The following is a 17,519-nucleotide window of genomic DNA, read 5'->3' as shown; positions in this document are numbered from 1 at the left end:
CCCGCTCGCGCTCGGCACCACCCCGGTCTTCGCCCCGCCACCGTCCCGGTGGTCGCCGGGGCCGCGGTGCCGGCCGTCGGTGCCGCCGACCACGGGGTCGGGCGTGCGGTGGCCGCACGCACGCCGTGACCCGGGGGGTCAGACGGGCATCCGGTCGGCACGGCGGCACCGGGTCAGCGCCCGGCGGCCGAGGAGCACGGCGCCCAGCCCCAGCGGGATGGCCACGATGGCGCCGACGAGCCCGTTGCCGGTGCCGGGACCGCCACTGGAGGTGGCCGCGTGCAGCACCGCGAGGACCGTGCCGACCGCTCCCACCGCGATGGCCGACATCCCGCCGATGCGCGCGTTGCCGGCGCTGATCCGGCCGCCGGCGCGGGCCAGGGCCAGCCAGCCGATGGCCAGGCCGAACGCCCCCACCCCGAGGGCCAGGTTGGCACCGGTCCGCCCGTCGCCGATGATCCCGCCCTCGGCGGCCGCCGCCAGCGCTGCTGAAGCACTCATGCCGCTCTCCTCCTTCTCCGTCGCTGCTTCCGAGATCCGGTGTACGGGGAGAGCATGCGCGCCGGCCCTCCCGCCGGTCGTCCGGCAGACGCGGACACTTCCCGCTGCCGCCGCCGCGGCATCCGGATACCGCGGACGCGCCGGGCGACGCGCCGGTACCACGCACGCGGTAGCCGGCCGCTCCTCCGTGAGTCGGACTCGCCCACCGCCGCATCCGGCTACGGTGCACCCATGGACAAAGGGCGGCTCGCTGTCCCGGCCGGAGTCACCGACTGGGTGATCGCCGTGGGCGTGGCAGCGCTGTCGCTGGGCGCCGGGCTGTCGGGACCGCACCCGGCCGGGGGCCGTGAGCTGCTCGGCTCCGCGCTGCTGGCGGCCGGCGGGCTGGCGCTGGCCGCGCGCCGCCGGGCCCCGCTCGTGGTCCTGGCCGTCACCGGGCTGTGCGCGGTGGGCCACCAGGCGGCCGGGTTCGAGGTGCTCGCCGTCTCCTACCTGGTCGCGGTCCACGGCGCGGTACGCGCCGGGCACCGCGTCGTCGCACTCGCGGCGTCCCTGGGCCTGCTGACCGTGCTCCCCCTCACCGCCCTGATCTCCCAGGGCGGGCCCGCGCGCGAGGTCGTGGCACAGGCCCGGAGCACCCTTGAGATCGCGTGGCTGATCGCCGCCTTCGCCACCGGGGAGGCGGTGCGGCAGGCCGAGCAGCGGGCGGAGGAAGCCGAGCGCACCCGCGAGGAGACCGCGCGCCGCCGGGCCGACGAGGAGCGGCTGCGCATCGCGCGGGAGCTGCACGACTCGCTCACCCACCAGATCTCGGTCGTCAAGGTGCAGTCCGAGGTCGCGGTCCACGTGGCCCGGCGGCGGGGCGAGCAGGTGCCGAAGGCCCTGCTGGCGATCCAGGAAGCCGGCCGGGAGGCGAGCCGGGAGCTGCGCGCGACCCTCGAGGCGCTGCGCGACGACGACACCACCCCGCCGCACGGACTCGACCAGATCCCGAACCTGGTGAAACGGTTCCGGACGACCGGCCTGGAGACGACCCTGACGGTCGAAGGACATCCGCACGCCGTGCCGGCCGCGGTGAGCCGTACCGCCTACCGGATCGTCCAGGAGTCGCTCACCAACGTCACCCGGCACGCCTCCGCCACCACCGCCTCGGTGCTCATCGACTACCGGCCGGACGCCCTCGCCATCCGCGTCGACGACGACGGAAAGGCCCCCTCGCACCCGGCACCGACGCCCGGCCTCGGGCTGCTCGGCATGCGCGAACGCGTCACGGCCCTGGGCGGCCGGCTGCGCACCGGGCCACGCGGCACGGGCGGCTTCACCGTCCGGGCCGAACTTCCCACGAACGGAGCCTCGTGATCCGGGTCCTGCTGGTCGACGACCAGCCGCTCATCCGCAGCGGCTTCCGCGCGCTGCTCGACCTCGAGGACGACATCGAGGTGGTGGCCGAGGCCGCCGACGGCCAAGAGGCCCTGGTGCTCGCCAGGGAGCGGCTGCCCGACGTCGCTCTCGTCGACATCCAGATGCCCGTCATGGACGGCATCGAGGCGACCCGGCGCATCGCCGCGGACCCGGCCCTGGCCGGCGTGCACGTCGTCGTGCTGACCAACTACGGCATGGACGAGTACGTCTTCGACGCGCTGCGCGCCGGCGCCGCCGGCTTCCTCGTCAAGGACATCCTGCCGGAGGACTTCCTGCACGCCGTACGCGTCGCCGCCCGCGGCGACGCCCTGCTCGCGCCCGCCATCACCCGCAAACTCATCGACCGGTACGTCGCCCGGCCGACGCCCGCCCGCGTCGGCGACGGGCTGGAGGAACTGACCGGCCGCGAACGCGAGGCGGTCGCCCTGGCCGCACAGGGCCTGTCCAACGACGAGATCGCCGACCGCCTGGTCATCAGCCCGTCGACCGCCAAGACCCACATCAACCGGGCCATGGCCAAGCTCCACGCCCGCGACCGCGCCCAGCTCGTGGTCCTCGCCTACGAATCCGGCCTGGTGACCCCGCGCGCTTTCTGACCCCCGCGCCGTCGACCGGGCCGGTGCGCCACGACGCCCCGTCTCCTCCGTCTCCAGCCGGTGCGGCGTCGGATAACAGCGTGCCGGGGCCGGCCTTCGAGAACGGCACCACCGCACGCGCGTACCCGACAGGCGTCACCTCACCTGACGACGGCGGACTCGACCGCCGCGACGGCCTCCGCCAGCCCGGGAGGGTGCGGCAACCCCGGGGTGGTCTGCCCGGCCCAGCCGGGGCCGAGCGTGAGGACGACCGGTTTCCTGCGGGCGCCGCGCACGCCCCACTCGAGCGCCGCGATGTGCTGGGCCAGTGGCCGGCTGGCCGTGGTGCGGGACTGCGCCCACAGGGCCACCGCGGCCGGTCCGGTCCTGCGTACCGCGGCGACGAGGGACCCGACGGGCAGCGAGCCGCCGAACATGCGTATGGGCAGACCCCGTTCGGTCAGCGCGGCGGCCAGCACCTCGAGCGGCAGTGTGTGGTTCTCCGCGGGCACGCAGGCGAGCACCGTGGTGGCACCGGGGCGACCGGCCGGCACGGGTGGCGCGTGGCGCCGCAGCGCGCCGGAGACGTGCCAGGACAGGAAGTGCTCGACCTCGACGTACCGCTCTCCCGAACTCTCCCACTTACGGCCGACCGCCTGGAGCGTCGGCACGATCACCTCCGTCCAGGCCGCGACCAGGCCGTGTTCCTCGATCGCGTCCCTCAGCAGTTCGTCGAGGGCGGCGGCGTCGAGACGCAGGGCCGCGCGGGCGACCCCCTTGCACTCCTGGCGCACGTCGCCGAGTCGCAGACCCGTTCCGGCCCGGCTGCGCGCGCGGGCCACCGGCCGCGGGGCAGGAGGCTCGCCCTCTTCGCACGGGGGCGTGCCCGCGCCCGTCCCGTCGAGGGCCAGGCGGGCGGCTTCGGCCGGTGGCAGTCCCGTGGCCGTCAGAGCGCACATCCGCTCCAGCCGGGCGAGGTCCCCGGCGGTCCAGCGCCGGTGCCGGCCACCGGTGTGCGCGGCGGGGCCGAGTCCGTAGCGGCGGTCCCAGGAACGGACCGTCGTCGGCGCCACCCCCAGACGTCGCGCCACCTCACCGGTGGTCAGCCCGCCACCGCGTCGCACTTCCGCCTCGTCACCATCGCCGTCGCCGATGTCCACTCCCCCACGTTACGACGCACAAACGACGCATGTTGTCCGCGTCGCTTCCTTGTGGCGATCACGGCTGGTTGCGTGCCTGGTCGGCCGCCTGTCCTGCGGCGCCGGTCTCCGTGGTGGCGCCACGGGTGCTGAGCCTGCCGCCGCTGGACTCCAGGTGCGCGCGAACGAACCACTGGAAGAGCTCCAGTCCGCGCAGTTGCTCGATGAGCATGTCCTGCGTGACCGGGTCGGAGGTCTCGGTGGACCGCATGGCCTCGCGATGGTCCTTGATCACCGAGGTGTACACGAGGTCGAGCGCCCCGAGGTGCTCGATGGCTTCGGCGCGCCCGATCGAGTAGTCGTCCCAGGTGCGCCGCTCCACCAGCGCACCGGGGGTACCGTTCGGCTCGCCGCCGAGCGTCGAGATCCGCTCAGCGAGATCGTCGGTCATCGAGCGGACCTCGTCGACCTGCGGATCGATCATCTCGTGCACAGCGATGAAGTGAGGCCCCACCACGTTCCAGTGGACGTGCTTGAGCGTCAGGTGGAGGTCGTTCAGGGAATGCAGACGCATCTGCAGCAACTCGATGATGTTCTGACTGTCCTGCTTGCTCATTCCGGGGATCGTGTACGAGATGTCCGCATGGTCCGAAGGCACGACGACACTCCTCGTGTGAGTGGGCAACGGGACAAGAAGACAATCACCGGTTCTCCGGCTTCGTCGCACCACCACGTCCCCGCCCTTCCTTTCTCACCGGTTCGGAGCACCGCGGACGAACGCGGGGGGGGCGGGTCCGGGTGCCCTGCCCGGCTCCCGGGACATGACTCCGCCTCACATCCGGTGGTGACGGGAAGTCATGACGGCGACGGACACCATCGGTCGCGGGACCGCGGGCTCCCGGACCGAGCGCCGACGCCCCTCGCCAGGATCGTTTCGGCTCGTCGGACCGTGCAGTTGTCGCATATGAAAATCATTGTCGTATACTGTCGGCGTCTGCCCGGCGCGGTCCGCACCGGACGACCGTCCCGACCGAGAGGAACGTCCCATGGCCGTGCCCAAGCGCAAGATGTCGCGCAGCAACACCCGTCACCGCCGGGCCCAGTGGAAGGCGGCGACGCCGAACCTGGTGCCGGTCACGGTGGACGGTGTGACCCACCGGGTTCCGCAGCACCTCGTGCCCGCCTACCGACGCGGTCTGCTGCGCCCGGAGGACTGACGCCGGTGTCCTCGCAGCGTCTGCCGCACGCTGCGGGACGACCTGCCGGAGGAGGCCGGCCGGCTCACCCGGGACGGCCGCTTCGGACACCCGCTCATCGAGTCCGGCGGACGATCCCCTCCCCGCGTGGGACACCGGGGAGGACTGCGATCCCGAGCACGGCCACCGGAGTCCGACGGCGGTCGCCCGACCGGATCACGAAGGCGTCCGGATGCGACGGGAGGCACACTCATGTACGGAACGGCCCACGGCGAGTGGCGCACGACCCCGCGGCGAGCCGCGGTCCTCGGGGCCCTGCACGCCTGCGACGGTTTCGTCTCGGCGCAGACCCTGCACGCCGCTCTGGTCGGGGACGGCGTGGCGGTGGGGCTGACCACCGTCTACCGCACGCTCCGGTTACTGGAGGCGGCCGGGCACGTCGACGTGATGCGGGACAGTGACGGTGAACGCCTCTACCGGCCCAGGCCGGACGACGGCCACCGTCACTACCTCGTCTGCCGGGAGTGCGGGCTCAGCCTGGCGGTGGACTCCGACGAGGTCGAACAGTGGGTGGCGAGGACCGCGCGCGACATCGGGTTCCACGCGGTGGACCACACCGTCGAACTCACGGGCGTGTGCGCCGGCTGCCGCCCAGGGGCGGTCGACCGCCGAACCTCCCCCTGACCGGCCGCCGAGCGCACCGACGACCTGCTCGGCCGCCTGTCCCTCGGGGCGCTCCCCCGGCCCTGCCCACCGGTCGGGAGCGCCCCGGCGGACACTCACAGCGTCTTGAGCTCCGCCGCGCCATCGGCCGCCAGCTCCTCGGTGACCCGCGCGGGGTCGAGCACGTCCGCGGCGAAGTGCACACCGGGAGCGACCGACCCGTCGAGCACCCGGAGAGCGGTGGCGGCGGCGAGGAACCCGCTCAGCTCGTAGGAGTCCGGGGCGCGCAGGACGAGCCTCGCGGTGGGCGGGCCGTCCGTCGCCCCGTCCCAGAGGTGGAACTCCTGTCCGTACCAGGCCCCGTGGCGCCGCACGTCCTCGTCGGCCGCCGCGACCAGGTCGGCGGTGTCCGTGGCGTCCAGTGCCCATGCCATGGCCAGTTCCTCGGCCAGGCGTCCGCCGCCGAAGACGGTGTACCAGCGCACCCGGCCGATGCCCGTGGCCCGGGCCAGCCGGACGGCCTCGGTGGACAGGAAGGGGAAGGCGTCGACGGGTGCGGGAAAGGCGTCGAGCCGCACCCCCCGGCGGGGGGCCAGCGCGCGCTCCCGCATCCGGCCCTCGTGCCAGGCGGCCGCCGGCGTACCGTGCTCCGGTCCGCGGCCGAGCAGCACGTCACCGGCGGCGGCCGGGGTGAGCGGCGCGACACCGCCGACGTAGGCGTCCAGTGCGACGGGACCGGTGGCGCGGGCGGCCAGCGCGCGGGGCAGCAGCGAGGACAGGCCCGGAAGCGCGCCGGCGGACAGCACGGCCGCGCGTCCGGCCGCCCCCCATCGCCCGGCGGCCCCGTCGGCGGACAGCAGGTTGTGGACCGGGTCGTCACCGGCCGCGTCGACGTAGTCCGCGCCGCCTCGCAGCACGGCCCGGGCGACCGTGTCGAGGACGCGGTACGAAGGCCCCGCGCAGTTGACGACGAGCCGGCAACCCGCCGTGAAGCGATCCAGCGAGCCGGGGTCGGTCAGGTCCACCGTCAGGGCGCCCACGTCCGGGCCGCCCTCCGAGAGGCCCGCGATCAGCGCTTCCGCCCGGCCCCGATCGCGGCCGGCCACCAGCAGCGGGTGGACACCCGCCCGGTGGAGCCGCCGTACGACCGCGCCGCCGACCGCTCCGTAACCGCCTATGACTCCGATGGCCGCCTGGTGTCGCACCGGTGTTCCTCCTGTTTCCCACTGATCCAGTTGATGAAAATGATAATTATTATCGTAGTCATTATTCGACGGACCGAGGAAGAAGTGACGACGATGTACGACGTGATCGTGGTGGGCGGAGGGCCCGCCGGCCTCAACGCGGCGCTGGTGTCCGGGCGTCAGCGCAGGCGGGTCCTCCTGCTGGACTCGGGCCGCCCGCGCAACGCGCCCGCGGCTCATATGCACATGTTCCTCAGCCGGGACGGCTTCCCGCCCGCCGAACTGCGCCGCATAGGCCGGGAACAGCTCACCGCCTACCCGAACGTGGCCGTACGCGAGGCGACCGTCACCGCCGCCGCGCCCGAGCCCCGAGGGTTCGCCCTGACGCTGGCCGACGGCACCGTGGAGCGGACCCGGAAACTGGTCCTCGCCACGGGGCAGGTCGACGTGCTCGACGAGCGGGTGGAGGGCCTGTCCGCGTTGTTCGGCCGGGGGGTGTACCACTGCCCGTTCTGCCACGGCTGGGAGACCAGCGGGATGAGCCTGGCCGTCCTGGGGCACGAACTGCCGCAGGTCATGCAGGCCTTGTACGTGGCCGACCGGTTCAGCGAGGACGTGATCGTGTGCACCGACGGCCACCCGGTGCCCGAGCAGGCCGCGGGCCGTCTCGCCGAGGCCGGGATCGCCGTGGAGGAGACGGCCGTGACCCGCGTCGAGGGGGAGGAAGGGGCCGTCCGCCTGGTCCTCGCCGACGGACGGTTGCTCGAGCGGCAGGGCGTCTACCACCGGGCGCCCACCCGTCAGCACTCCCCGCTGGCCGAGGAGTTGGGATGCGCGGTCCTCCCGGACGGCTGTGTGCGGGTGGACGAGTTCCAGCGCACGTCCGTGCCCGGTGTGTACGCGGCCGGGGACACCGCCCGGCTGGAGGCCCTGCCGGACGCTCTCACCTTCGTGATCACCGGTGCCGCCGACGGCGCCCGTGCCGCGGTCTGGCTCGACCAGGAACTCTTCCGCGAGGACGCCGGCCTGGGCGGCTGAGACCGGGGTGCGGCGGGGGCCGTCCCGCCCCCGCCGCACCCTTCTCACCGGTCGTCCGGTTCGCGGAGAGCGGCGGCGAGTCCGGCCACCGTGGGCTGCCGGAGGAAGCGGCGGGGCGTCGCCCGCCCCAGCCCCTCCCGCGCGAGCGACCCGAGCATCCGCACCGCGAGCAGCGAGTCACCGCCGAGCGCGAAGAAGTCGGCGGTGCGCTCCTCCACCGGGCAGTCCAGCAGCTTCCGCCAGTGCGCGGCGACGGCCCGCTCCACGTCGTCCCTGGGCGGTCCCGGCTCCGCTCCGCCGGCCGCCGCCGCGGGTACGGACAGGCGCCGGCCGGGCGCCTGCCGGTCCGGCCCGGCCCGCTCACCGTCGACCGCGTCGGGCAGTTCGACCACGGCGGCCCAGCCGGCCGGTTCGACCAGCGATTCCACGGTCGCCACGAGGTCGGCGAACATCCGGTCGACATCCGCTCCCGCGAACAGCTCCTCCACCAGCGAGAAGACGACCACCAGTTCGCCGCGCAGCTCGAACAGCCGCACCTCCAGGGCCACCTGGGGCGTGCGCAGTTGCTGGTGGTGGCTCAGCAGGTCGATCGCGCCCAGCGGTCCGGCCTCCTGGGGCACCTCGCTGCCCAGCGCCGCGTCCACGCCCAGGGTGGACTGGAAGACGACGGGTGCCACCGGGCGGTGGGTGCCCCGACGGCGGCCCAGTTCGCGGGAGACCTCCACGCCGGTGATCAGGTTGTGGGCGAGCGCGTCGCCGATGTCCTGCTGGGCGCGGCCGGCGAGGTCGGCGAAGACGGGGGCCGCCGGCAGGTCGACCGGCAGGAGCATGGTGGAGGAGAAGGCTCCCACCAGGCGGGACACGTCGGGATGGAGCGGGAGGCGGTTCAGCTGGAGGGTGTTGAGCAGGAAGCGGCGGTGGCCGCAGGCCCGGGCGACGGCGGCGGCGAAGGCGGCGAACATCGCCGCGGACGGGGTCACCCCGTGGTCGGTGCACAGCCGGCGCAGCTCCGACCAGCGCTCCGGGTCGAGCACCGCCTGCCGGGTGCCCATCAGGGTGGGGCGCACCTCGGCGGGGTCGGCCACCAGCGGCAGGGCCGGCGGCAGCGGGAAGTCGTCGAGGCGCTCCCACCACCAGTCGCGGTCCTGCTGCCACGCCTCGGTGCCGGGCAGGTCCCGCAGGGTCGTCACGTAGTCGCCGTAGTCGATGTCCAGGGGCGCGAGGACGGCGTTGTAGTCGGAGACCAGGGCGAACAGGTCGCGGTAGAAGACGCCCGAGGACCATCCGTCGATGATCAGCAGGCTGGTCGAGGAGTGCAGCCGGGCGCGGTCCCCGGGCATCAGCGTCAGGCGCATGTCCAGACCGCAGCCCCGGGACGGGTCGGGGCCCTCGGTGCTCATCTCGTGGCGTGTCTCCGCGAGCCGGGCGGCGGCCGTCTCCTCGTCGGCGTCGCGCAGGTCGGTGACCCGAAGCCGCGGTACCGCCTCCGGATCGTCCAGGGGCAGGATGCGTTGCCGGCCGTCGGGCAGGATGCGGGCCCGCAGGACGGCCTGGTGCTCGGCCAGGCGTTCCAGGGCGTCCTGCAGCGCCTCGGGGGCTTCGTCGGCGTCGATGTCCTCCAGCCCGATGTCCACGTAGTGGTGTGCGGAGCGGTAGGACAGCTCCCAGGCGTCCTGCTGGCCCACGAAGTAGCCCTGCTGGAGCGGCAGGAGCGGGAACGGCGCGTCCGGGTCCTCGCGTCGTCGCAGGTCCAGGGGCAGCGGGCGCAGGGCACCCGTGCCCGATCCGGTACTGCGTTCGTGGACGAGGGCGGCGAGCTGCGCGGCGCTCTGTTCGACGCGGACGTCCGCCAGCGCCAGCGGGGTGCCCAGCCGTTTGCGGAGCACGGCGGCCATGCGGACGGCCAGGACGGAGTCGCCGCCCAGGCTCAGGAAACTGGCGTCCGCCGGTACGCCGGCCAGGTCGGTCTCCAGGACGTCGGCCCACACCGCGCGGACGGCGTCGACCAGGTCGGCCGAGGTCTGCTCGGCGGTGTGCTCGGGTGCGGATGCGGGGGTCAACAGGGGGCTCCAGTCGGGTCGGCGGGGCGGATGACGTCGTCCACGGCGTGAATCCGTGGGAGGGGCAGGGCAGGGGGCAGACGGCCGGCGAGCGCGGCACGGACGCGGCCGGGATCCGGGCGGGCGCCGTGCGGCTTGGCGCGGCCGGCGATGACGCGCTGGCCCATCGAGGCGAGGGGATGCTCCTCGTGCGGCAGCACGGGCAGCGGGTCGAAGCCCGCCGCGTCCAGTTGCCGTGCCCATTCCCCGGCGGTGAGGAAGACCCGGTCCTGGCCGGCCCGCAGATCCGTGAACCACTCCTGTTCGCCGGGCGCGGGCGACATCAGCAGGTACATGGAGGTGAGCGCCTGGTAGTGCTCCCGGCACGACTCGACCAGGACCAGCAGCCCGCCGGGCGCCAGCAGTTCCCGCAGGGCCGCCAGACAGCGTCCGACGTGTCGCGCGTTGTGCAGGACGTTCGCCGCCAGGACGACGTCCCGGGATTCCGGCTCCAGGCCCTGCTCGAACGGGTCGGCCTGGATGTCGAACAGGGCGTGCCGCAGGCCGGGGTGGTCGCCGAAGACGTCCCTGGCCGTCCGCAGGAAGAACGGCGAGACGTCCGTGAACAGGTAGTCGACGGGCGTGTCGCCGAGTGCCTCCAGGACGGTTCCCGTGGTGCCGCCCACGCCGGCGCCCGCTTCGAGGACGCGCAGGGGGGCCGCCGCCGTCCGGCGGCGGGACTCGCCGGCGACCAGGGACGCGGCGGCGTGGTTGGCCCAGCGGCTGGGGACGCTGTCGCGGTAGTTGCCCTGCGCGGTGTCCGTCTCCCCGTCGGGGAAGAGGACCTCCTGCAGGGACGCGCGGTCCTGGAGCAGCAGCGGGAGCCGTTCGGCCGCGGCCCGGAAGAAGCGGGTCATGGACGCCGGGTAGCCCAGGCCCGCGCAGGCGCCGTCCAGCTCGCGCAGCGCCCGGGCGTGGTCGCGGCGGTCCGGCACCGCGAGGGAGTGGTGGCGGCCCGTCGCCGCGTCCAGGTGGAGCCGGCCCTCCGCGGCCAGGGTGCGCAGCCAGCGCCGCACGATCCACGCGTGCCGGGGTGCGACCGCCAGGGTTTCGAGGATCTCGTCGGTACGGGGCCGTCCGCCGCCGCGGAACAGCCGGGTACGGTCCAGCACCCGGGCCGTCGTCAGCAGCGCGGTCTCGTCGAGCTGCCGCATCAGTGCCGGGAGAACGGCCGGATCGGTACCGCGGACGGCGGTGTCACCGGTGTCCGCGGCCCGGTCGGCGGCGCGGGCGTCGTCCCGGCCGGGGCCGGAGGACGCCCGCGCCGCCGGAGGCGGCCCCGCCACCAGCAGGGTGTCCCGCCCGCCGCCGTGCACCAGCTGCCAGTCCGTCACGCCGGGCAGCCCGGTGAGGGTCTCGTCGGTGAGTGCGCCGTTCACGCGTGGCCGTCCTCGATGACGTCCACCACGGTGATCGCCGGTGGGGCCGTGTCCGGTTCGGCCCGGCGCAGGTGGTCGCGCAGCACCTCGGGCAGACGGCGCCGGACGAACAGGGGGAACGGCTCGTGGGCGACCGGACCGGAGGGCGCCGGGAAGTCCTCGGCCGCGGCGGGCGCGCGGTCGGCGGGGGCCGCCACGGCCAGCGCGCGCGGGTCGGCGGCGTCGAGCAGTACGGCGGCGTCCGCTCCCCGCAGTGCCTCGCGCAGGGCGTACGGGGTCACCGCCCCGGGGGCGTCGTGGAGCAGGGCGTTGGGAATGCCGTGGACGACGACGGGAGCGCCGGCGAGCGCGTCGCGCAGCGCTTGCCGGACACCGCTCCCCCGGAGTCCGTCCCAGGGCGTCCGGCGCACGTGCCGGGTGCCCGGCCCGTCGGCGGGCGGGCCGACGCGCAGGACGACGTCGTAGCGGTAGCGGGTGAGTTCGGTGTCCTCGGCCATGGTGCGGGCGTGCACGCTCATGCGGACCGGGCGGGGCCCGCCCGCGATCGCGGCGGCGACGGCCGCCGGGGCGAAGGACAGTTCCTCGTCCGCCTCGGCGGCGGCCGCGGCCCTCGCGGCGACCGTCGTGCCGTCCGCCTCGGGGTCGCGGGTCCGTTCCAGCCGTTCGAAGTGGTCGAGCAGCAGACCGGAGTGCCGGATGTCCCCCACGATCACGGTGCCGCCGTCCTCGACCGCCGACAGCGCCCCGTGCAGGACGGTGGTCAGGTAGGCCAGGTCGGGGAAGCACTGGGTGACCGAGTTGAGCAGCACGCAGTCGGGGCGTACGCCGGGGCCGAAGGCGGTGTCCATGGCGTCCCGCACCCGGGGCGCGGCCGTCTCGTGGGCGGCGGCCCGGACGAACGCGGTGCGGGGCAGGCCGGCGGCAGTGAGGCGGTCCACCGCGACCTGGGCGACGTCGGTGCCGGCGTACCCGTCCAGGTGCGGGTGCAGGCGGTGGGCGAGCAGGCCGGTGCCGCAGCCGAGTTCCAGGACCCGCCTCGGACGCCGGGCCAGGACGAGGTCCACGGTGCGCTCCACCCAGTCCCGCATGTGGGCTTCGGGCAGCGGTGCTCCGGTGTCGGAGGCCCGCCACCCGGACAGGTCGAGGTCGTCGGCGTGCCGGCCCTCGGCCGTCTCGTACGTCCACTCGTAGACCTCGGCCCACTGCTCGAGGTGCTCGCGCATCAGGGGGCCCGGCTCGGGGGCGGCGGTCACGGCGTCCGGGTGCGGGACGACCCGGACGCCGCCGTCGGGGGCGGGGTGGGCCCGGGCCACCCAGGGGTGGGCGGCCAGCAGGTCCGCGATCCGGCCGGTGTGCTCAGCCGTCGTGTGGTCGGACACCTGAGTGCTCCGTTCTCTCGTCGAGGGGGTGGTCGGGGGCCGGGTGCGGCCGTGGGGTCAGGCGGCGCCCGGTCAGGTGGAGGACGTGGTCGGCCCGGGCGGCCGTGCCGGCGTCGTGCGTGACGGTCAGCACGGCGAGGCCGTCCTCCCGCAGCCGGTCCAGCAGGTCGAGGACGAGCCGTGCCGAGTCCGGGTCCAGACCCGCGGTGGGCTCGTCCAGCAGCAGCGCGTCGGGGCCTGCGGCGAGCGCCCTGGCGAGGACCACCCGGCGGCGCTGGCCGCCGGAGAGCGCCGCGGGTCTGCGGCCGGCCAGCTCGGCAGGGAGTCCCACGGTTTCGAGGAGTTCCCGTACGCGTTCCCGCCCGGCCGCCGCGGTCGTGCCGTGGAACACCTTCAGCGGCCGGGCCACCGCTCGGCCGACGGTGTGCGCCGGGTTGAGTTCCGCCACCGTGTCCTGTCCGGCCAGTTGGACGGCGCGCAGCATCCGCCGGTCACGCGAGCGGGTCCCGGGGGGCAGCGGGCGCCCGTGCAGCAGGAGTTGTCCGGCGGCCGGCGGGCGGCGGCCCGCGAGGGCGTGCAGCAGGGTCGTCTTCCCGCTGCCCGACCGTCCCGTGACGGCCAGCCAGCCGCCCGCCGGCAGGTCCAGGTCGCCGGCGGCGAGCAGCGGTGTGCCGTCCGGGGTGCGCAGGGTCAGGCCCCGCGCCGACAGCACGGGCGCCGGGGACGGGACGGGGCCCGCCGCCGTGCGGGGCGGACGCCCGGCCTGTGACGGCGCGGGACCGGCGGCCGGGCGGAGCGGCTCCTTCCACGGGGCGCGCGTCGTCCGTCCACGCACGGCGGCGGTCGTCCGTGCCGTGTGCCGCGCGGCGGCGTCCGTACCGGGGGCCGGGCGCGCGCCGGCGGCGAGCACCAGGGTCCGGTCGGCCAGTTCCGCGGCCAGCCGGGCGTCGTGCGTGACCAGGACGACGCACCGGCCGGGGGTCCCGCGGCGGGAGCGCACCTCTTCGGCCACCAGGTCGGCCGTCGCGCGGTCCAGTGCCGAGGTCGGCTCGTCCAGGACGAGCAGCTCCGGATCGGCGCACAGGGCCCGGGCCAGGGCGACCCGTTGGGCCTGTCCGCCGGAGAGTTCCCCCGCCCGCCGGGAGGCGAGCCCGGGCGGAAGTCCCAGTCGGCGCATCAAAGCCTCGACCCGCCGGGCGCGGGCGGTGGCGTCACCGGTGAACTCCTCGCCGATCAGCCGGTCCACGCGCCACAGCGGATGGAGGGCCGCGCCGGGGTCCTGCGCCAGCCAGCCGCACCGGGCGCGCCGCCACCTCCTGGCCTCCCGGCCCCGCGGCACCGTCGTACCGCGCCAGCGCACGGTGCCCGCCGCGCGGTGCAGTCCGTCCGGGAGGACGTCGAGCAGGGCGCGCAGCAGCGTGGACTTGCCGGCGCCGGACGGGCCGGTGACGGCCAGCACCTGCCCCGGGCCGACGCGGACGTCGACCGGTGGCAGCACGGTGGCGCCGTCGAGGGCACGGCGAACGCTCAGGCCGTCGGCCGCCAGCAGCGGGGCGCCGGCGGGAACGGGCCCCTCGTGGGCACGGGCCGTCATGCCGCCTCCCCCTGAGCGCGGGCGGCCGTCCGGGCCGCCGCGGCGAACACCCAGGCGCAGCCCGCCAGGGGGATCGCCGGCGCCAGCAGAGCCCAGGGGTTGAGCGCGGCGCCGGGCAGGTTCTCACTGAGCATCAGGGCCCAGTCCGGGTCCGGGGGCTGGGGTCCCAGGCCGAGCACGGCGAGGGCCGCGGCGATCTGCAGTGCCGTGACGAGCCGGAGCCCGGCGTCGGCGGCGACCAGGCGGCGCAGGGCGGGCAGCACCTCGTGGAGCAGCACGGCGGGTGTGCGCTCGCCGCGTTCGACGGCGGCGTGCACGTGCCCGCTGTCGCGCAGTTGCGCGCACTGCGTGGCGACGACCCGCGCGGTCAGCGGGGCTCCCGCGAGCACCGACGCCACGACGACCGCCGTCGCCCCCGGCAGCGCGGTGGCCAGCACCAGCGCCAGGACCAGGGCGGGGACGGCCAGCAGCAGGTCGCACAGGGCCCGTACGGTGCGGGCGGTGCGGACGCCCGACCAGCCCGCGGCCAGGCCGAGGCCCGTGCCGCAGACGACGGCGGCGAGCGCGGCGAGCAGGGACACGGTCAGGAGCTGGGTGCCTCCGGCCAGGACCCGGGACAGCACGTCGCGTCCCAGGGCGTCGGTGCCCAGCGGATGCCGTCCGCCGGGCGGCGCCCAGGGGGCGGCGACCGTCCGCTCCGGTGGGTGCGGGGCGGCGTACCGGCCGAGCGGCACGCACAGCAGCAGTGTGAGGGCCGCGGTCACGGACACCGAAGGGCGGGCGGCCTCGGGGAAGAACGGCGGAGGCGCTGCGGTCATACGGTCCTCCCCGCCGCCGCCACCGACGGGCCGGGGTCCCCCGGCACCGTGGTGCGACGGGCGGCCAGGTCGGCCAGGAGCATGCCCAGCAGCAGGACGGCGGCCGGGAGGAGGGCCGCGGCCTGGATGACGGGGACGTCCCGCACCGCGACGGCGGACACCAGCAGCTGCCCGGTGCCCGGATAGCCGAACAGGGTCTCCACCAGGGCGGTTCCCGCCACGAGACCGCCGGCCAGCAGGGCCGTCACCTGGAGCGCCGGCGCGTACAGGAAGGGCAGGACGTGCCGGTGCAGCACGAGCGGGGCGGGCAGGCCGCGCAGCCGTGCGTCGGCCACGTGGGGCCGGCGCAGGACGTCGCCCAGCGCCCCGCGCAGCAGGACGGTGGCGAACGCGGCCGAGGGCAGCGCCAGGGTGAGCGCGGGCAGCACCAGGAGCCGGGGGTCCGCCAGGGGGGAGCCGCCGGGCGGCAGCAGGGAGACGGGGGGCAGCCAGCCCAGCGGCCCGGCCAGGACCGCGCCGAGCACCGCCGCGTGGACCGGCTGCGGCACGGCGGCCAGTCCGGTGGCGGCCGTGCCGCCCCGGCCGCCGCGCAGGTACGCCACGGTCAGGGCCGTCGCGGTCAGCAGCACGGTGACCGCGAGCGCCGCCGCGACCAGGACGGCGGTGGCGGGCAGCCGCTCGGCGAACAGCGTCGCCACCGGCTTGCCGCCCGCCAGCGAGTGTCCCAGGTCCCCCCGGGCCAGGCCGTACAGCCAGTCGAGGTAGCGCACCGCGGCCGGCCGGTCCAGTCCGAGGCGTTCCCGCTCCGCCGCGACGTCCTCTTCGGTGGCCCGGCCCGTCGTCCTCAGCTCCCCGGCGTCACCGGGGAGCAGTTCGGTGGCCGTGAAGACCACGGCCGTGGCGGCGACGGCCAGGGCGGCGGCCCGGCCGGCCGGGCGCAGGGCGCGGCCGGCAGCGCGCGGGGTCACTCGGCCATCCACACCTGGTCGATGAACATGCGCTGGAACCCGGGCCCGTCGGGCAGCCCGCGCACGCCCGGCGCGGCGAGGTCCAGGCCGTCCCCGGTGCCCCAGACGACGTAGCCGCCGTCCTCCCACAGCTCGCGCTGGATGCCGGAGAGCAGTTCCTCGCGCCGCGCCTCGTCGGCGGTCGACATGGCCCTGGCGAAGCCGCCGTCGAAGGTCTCGCTGCGCCAGGCGGTCTCGTTGGTCGGTGAGTCGGACAGCAGTCCGACGCGGACGAGGTCGGGGAAGGAGATGCCGCCGTAGTAGCCGGTGTAGAACGCCTTCTTGGCGTAGACGGCGGTCCAGTAGGTGTCCGCGGGCTCGACCTTCACCTCGGCGTCGACGCCGATGTCGGAGAGCTGCTGGGCGTAGAGGGTGGCCGCGGTGTCCATGCCGGGGTAGGACGTGGTGGTGTGCAGGGTGACGGACAGCCCGTCGGCGTGGCCCGCCTCGGCCAGCAGCTTCCTGGCCTTCCTCACGTCGCGGGTGCGCTGCGGCAGGTCCTCGGGGGCCGAGGGGTCGTAGGGGGTGGGGAGGTCGTTGGCGACCTTGCCGTAGCCGAGGAACACGGTGTCGACCAGGGCCTCGCGGTCGGCGGCGAGGCGGAACGCCTCACGGACCCTGGGGTCGTCGAACGGCTCGGTGTCCAGGCGCATGACGAACGGGTACTCGGTGACTCCGTCGCGCCGGACGACCTGGGTCTTCGCCGGGGATCCGGCGCTCCTGACCGCGGCGGGGCTGACGCTGCCGGCGACGTCGGCCTGCCCGGAGACGACGGCACTGGCCCGTGCCTGCGGGTCGGCGACGGCCTGGATCTCGATCCTGTCCAGGTGCGGGCGCTCTCCCCACCAGGTGTCGTTGCGGGTCAGGACGGTGGTCTGGGCGCCGGTCCGCTCCACCCGGTACGGACCCGAGCCGGTGACCGGACGGGAGAAGTCCTCGGTGCCCTCCGGGACCACGAAGGTGACGGACTCCAGGGCCCGGGGCGCGTCGGCCATCGGGGCGCGGGTGGCCAGGACGACGGTGTGCTCGTCGGGGGCGGTGGACTTCGCCATGTCGAAGTCGGCGAGCCGGCCGTAGTTCTCGGCGGCCTTGCCGCCGATGCGCCGCAGGGAGTACAGCACGTCGGCGGCGCGCACCGGCTCGCCGTCGGTGAAGCGGGCGTCCTCGCGCAGGGTGAGGGTCCAGCGGTCCATGGCGTCGTTGGGCTTCCACGACGTGGCGAGCCGCGGCCGGGTCTCCCCGTCCTCGCCGGGGACGGTCAGGACGTCGTACGTCAGGGCGAAGCGCAGGACGTCGGACTCGTTGCCGAGGCCGCCGTGCGGGTCGTCACTGGCGGTGGCGGGTGACCCCGCGACGGCGTACCGCAGGGTGCCGCCGTCGACGGGCGCGCCGGTGCGGGAGGCCGGGGTGTCGGCGGCGGGTGTGCCGGAGCAGGCGCTCAGCAGCAGGGCGCCGACCGCTCCGAGGGCGGTGAGGGCGGATCTGCGGGACAGGGGGCTGCGGGATGACGGGTGCTGGTGCATGG

Annotated in this window: 16 protein-coding genes; 5 read left to right on the top strand and 11 right to left on the bottom strand. The window is 75.4% G+C overall.

The annotated features are described in order from the left end of the window. Nucleotides 1-138: 138 nt before the first annotated feature. Nucleotides 139-501, bottom strand: a complete 363-nt coding sequence (locus ACZ62B_RS27495) for a DUF6223 family protein (protein WP_468728026.1) — start codon at nt 499-501, stop codon at nt 139-141. A gap of 231 nt (nt 502-732) precedes the next feature. Between ACZ62B_RS27495 and ACZ62B_RS27490 the strand changes: the two genes are divergently transcribed. Next, nucleotides 733-1,860 carry a sensor histidine kinase gene (locus tag ACZ62B_RS27490; RefSeq protein WP_469692421.1) on the top strand — a complete coding sequence of 376 codons (1,128 nt, stop codon included), beginning with the start codon at nt 733-735 and terminating at the stop codon, nt 1,858-1,860. Beyond that, a complete protein-coding gene (locus ACZ62B_RS27485) occupies nt 1,857-2,519 on the top strand; it encodes a response regulator transcription factor (protein ID WP_344560230.1) in 663 nt (220 codons plus the stop codon). Before ACZ62B_RS27490 ends, ACZ62B_RS27485 begins: the two co-directional genes overlap by 4 nt. Nucleotides 2,520-2,659: 140 nt before the next feature. Here ACZ62B_RS27485 and ACZ62B_RS27480 read toward each other — a convergent pair whose 3' ends face one another. Then, nucleotides 2,660-3,658 (bottom strand): MerR family transcriptional regulator, encoded by a 999-nt coding sequence (locus ACZ62B_RS27480; RefSeq protein ID WP_469692419.1) that lies wholly within the window; start codon nt 3,656-3,658, stop codon nt 2,660-2,662. A 58-nt stretch (nt 3,659-3,716) separates the two neighbouring features. After that, the gene (locus ACZ62B_RS27475; protein WP_425578062.1) at nt 3,717-4,253 is read right to left on the bottom strand and encodes a Dps family protein; all 537 of its coding nucleotides are present in this window, start codon (nt 4,251-4,253) and stop codon (nt 3,717-3,719) included. Between the two features lie 430 nt (nt 4,254-4,683). On the opposite strand from ACZ62B_RS27475, the gene rpmF reads away from it, so the two are divergent. Continuing rightward, nucleotides 4,684-4,854, top strand: a complete 171-nt coding sequence (gene rpmF / locus ACZ62B_RS27470) for a 50S ribosomal protein L32 (protein WP_073935406.1) — start codon at nt 4,684-4,686, stop codon at nt 4,852-4,854. A gap of 231 nt (nt 4,855-5,085) precedes the next feature. Next, a complete protein-coding gene (locus ACZ62B_RS27465) occupies nt 5,086-5,517 on the top strand; it encodes a Fur family transcriptional regulator (RefSeq protein ID WP_468728043.1) in 432 nt (143 codons plus the stop codon). Nucleotides 5,518-5,612: 95 nt separating this feature from the next. Here the strand turns inward: ACZ62B_RS27465 and ACZ62B_RS27460 are convergent, their stop codons facing one another. Next, nucleotides 5,613-6,701: a saccharopine dehydrogenase NADP-binding domain-containing protein gene (locus ACZ62B_RS27460; protein ID WP_469692416.1), complete on the bottom strand. Its 1,089-nt coding sequence runs from the start codon at nt 6,699-6,701 to the stop codon at nt 5,613-5,615. A 93-nt stretch (nt 6,702-6,794) separates the two neighbouring features. Between ACZ62B_RS27460 and ACZ62B_RS27455 the strand changes: the two genes are divergently transcribed. Further along, nucleotides 6,795-7,718: an NAD(P)/FAD-dependent oxidoreductase gene (locus ACZ62B_RS27455; RefSeq protein ID WP_469692414.1), complete on the top strand. Its 924-nt coding sequence runs from the start codon at nt 6,795-6,797 to the stop codon at nt 7,716-7,718. Between the two features lie 44 nt (nt 7,719-7,762). On the opposite strand, the gene ACZ62B_RS27450 is transcribed toward ACZ62B_RS27455, so the two are convergent. The 7 genes from ACZ62B_RS27450 to ACZ62B_RS27420 are packed head-to-tail and all read right to left on the bottom strand — an operon-like array spanning nt 7,763 to nt 17,517. Then, a complete protein-coding gene (locus ACZ62B_RS27450; protein WP_344560223.1) occupies nt 7,763-9,778 on the bottom strand; it encodes a condensation domain-containing protein in 2,016 nt (671 codons plus the stop codon). Beyond that, nucleotides 9,775-11,196: a class I SAM-dependent methyltransferase gene (locus tag ACZ62B_RS27445; RefSeq protein WP_469692412.1), complete on the bottom strand. Its 1,422-nt coding sequence runs from the start codon at nt 11,194-11,196 to the stop codon at nt 9,775-9,777. The genes ACZ62B_RS27450 and ACZ62B_RS27445 overlap by 4 nt, the downstream gene beginning before the upstream one ends. Further along, nucleotides 11,193-12,575: a class I SAM-dependent methyltransferase gene (locus ACZ62B_RS27440; protein WP_469692410.1), complete on the bottom strand. Its 1,383-nt coding sequence runs from the start codon at nt 12,573-12,575 to the stop codon at nt 11,193-11,195. The genes ACZ62B_RS27445 and ACZ62B_RS27440 overlap by 4 nt, the downstream gene beginning before the upstream one ends. Then, nucleotides 12,553-14,169, bottom strand: coding sequence for an ABC transporter ATP-binding protein (locus ACZ62B_RS27435; RefSeq protein ID WP_468888763.1), 1,617 nt, complete (start codon nt 14,167-14,169; stop codon nt 12,553-12,555). Before ACZ62B_RS27435 ends, ACZ62B_RS27440 begins: the two co-directional genes overlap by 23 nt. Further along, entirely contained in the window at nt 14,166-14,987 is an 822-nt protein-coding gene (locus tag ACZ62B_RS27430; protein ID WP_468726981.1) for an ABC transporter permease, read from the bottom strand. Before ACZ62B_RS27430 ends, ACZ62B_RS27435 begins: the two co-directional genes overlap by 4 nt. Then, nucleotides 14,984-15,955, bottom strand: a complete 972-nt coding sequence (locus ACZ62B_RS27425) for an ABC transporter permease (RefSeq protein ID WP_344560218.1) — start codon at nt 15,953-15,955, stop codon at nt 14,984-14,986. Before ACZ62B_RS27425 ends, ACZ62B_RS27430 begins: the two co-directional genes overlap by 4 nt. Beyond that, a complete protein-coding gene (locus ACZ62B_RS27420; RefSeq protein WP_344560217.1) occupies nt 15,952-17,517 on the bottom strand; it encodes an ABC transporter substrate-binding protein in 1,566 nt (521 codons plus the stop codon). The genes ACZ62B_RS27425 and ACZ62B_RS27420 overlap by 4 nt, the downstream gene beginning before the upstream one ends. Nucleotides 17,518-17,519: the final 2 nt, after the last annotated feature.

It is taken from the genome of Streptomyces sp. NPDC053426 (assembly GCF_055585405.1).
Note: the sequence above shows the minus strand (reverse complement) of the source record. Positions and strands in the feature narration are given on the sequence as shown.

Excerpts from the sequence above, each read along its gene's own strand:
- ACZ62B_RS27495 (WP_468728026.1), bottom strand. The coding sequence starts at position 501 with ATGAGTGCTTCAGCAGCGCTGGCGGCGGCCGCCGAGGGCGGGATCATC.
- ACZ62B_RS27490 (WP_469692421.1), top strand. The coding sequence starts at position 733 with ATGGACAAAGGGCGGCTCGCTGTCCCGGCCGGAGTCACCGACTGGGTG.
- ACZ62B_RS27475 (WP_425578062.1), bottom strand. The coding sequence starts at position 4,253 with ATGAGCAAGCAGGACAGTCAGAACATCATCGAGTTGCTGCAGATGCGT.
- rpmF (WP_073935406.1), top strand. The coding sequence starts at position 4,684 with ATGGCCGTGCCCAAGCGCAAGATGTCGCGCAGCAACACCCGTCACCGC.
- ACZ62B_RS27465 (WP_468728043.1), top strand. The coding sequence starts at position 5,086 with ATGTACGGAACGGCCCACGGCGAGTGGCGCACGACCCCGCGGCGAGCC.
- ACZ62B_RS27455 (WP_469692414.1), top strand. The coding sequence starts at position 6,795 with ATGTACGACGTGATCGTGGTGGGCGGAGGGCCCGCCGGCCTCAACGCG.
- ACZ62B_RS27435 (WP_468888763.1), bottom strand. The coding sequence starts at position 14,169 with ATGACGGCCCGTGCCCACGAGGGGCCCGTTCCCGCCGGCGCCCCGCTG.
- ACZ62B_RS27430 (WP_468726981.1), bottom strand. The coding sequence starts at position 14,987 with ATGACCGCAGCGCCTCCGCCGTTCTTCCCCGAGGCCGCCCGCCCTTCG.
- ACZ62B_RS27420 (WP_344560217.1), bottom strand. The coding sequence starts at position 17,517 with ATGCACCAGCACCCGTCATCCCGCAGCCCCCTGTCCCGCAGATCCGCC.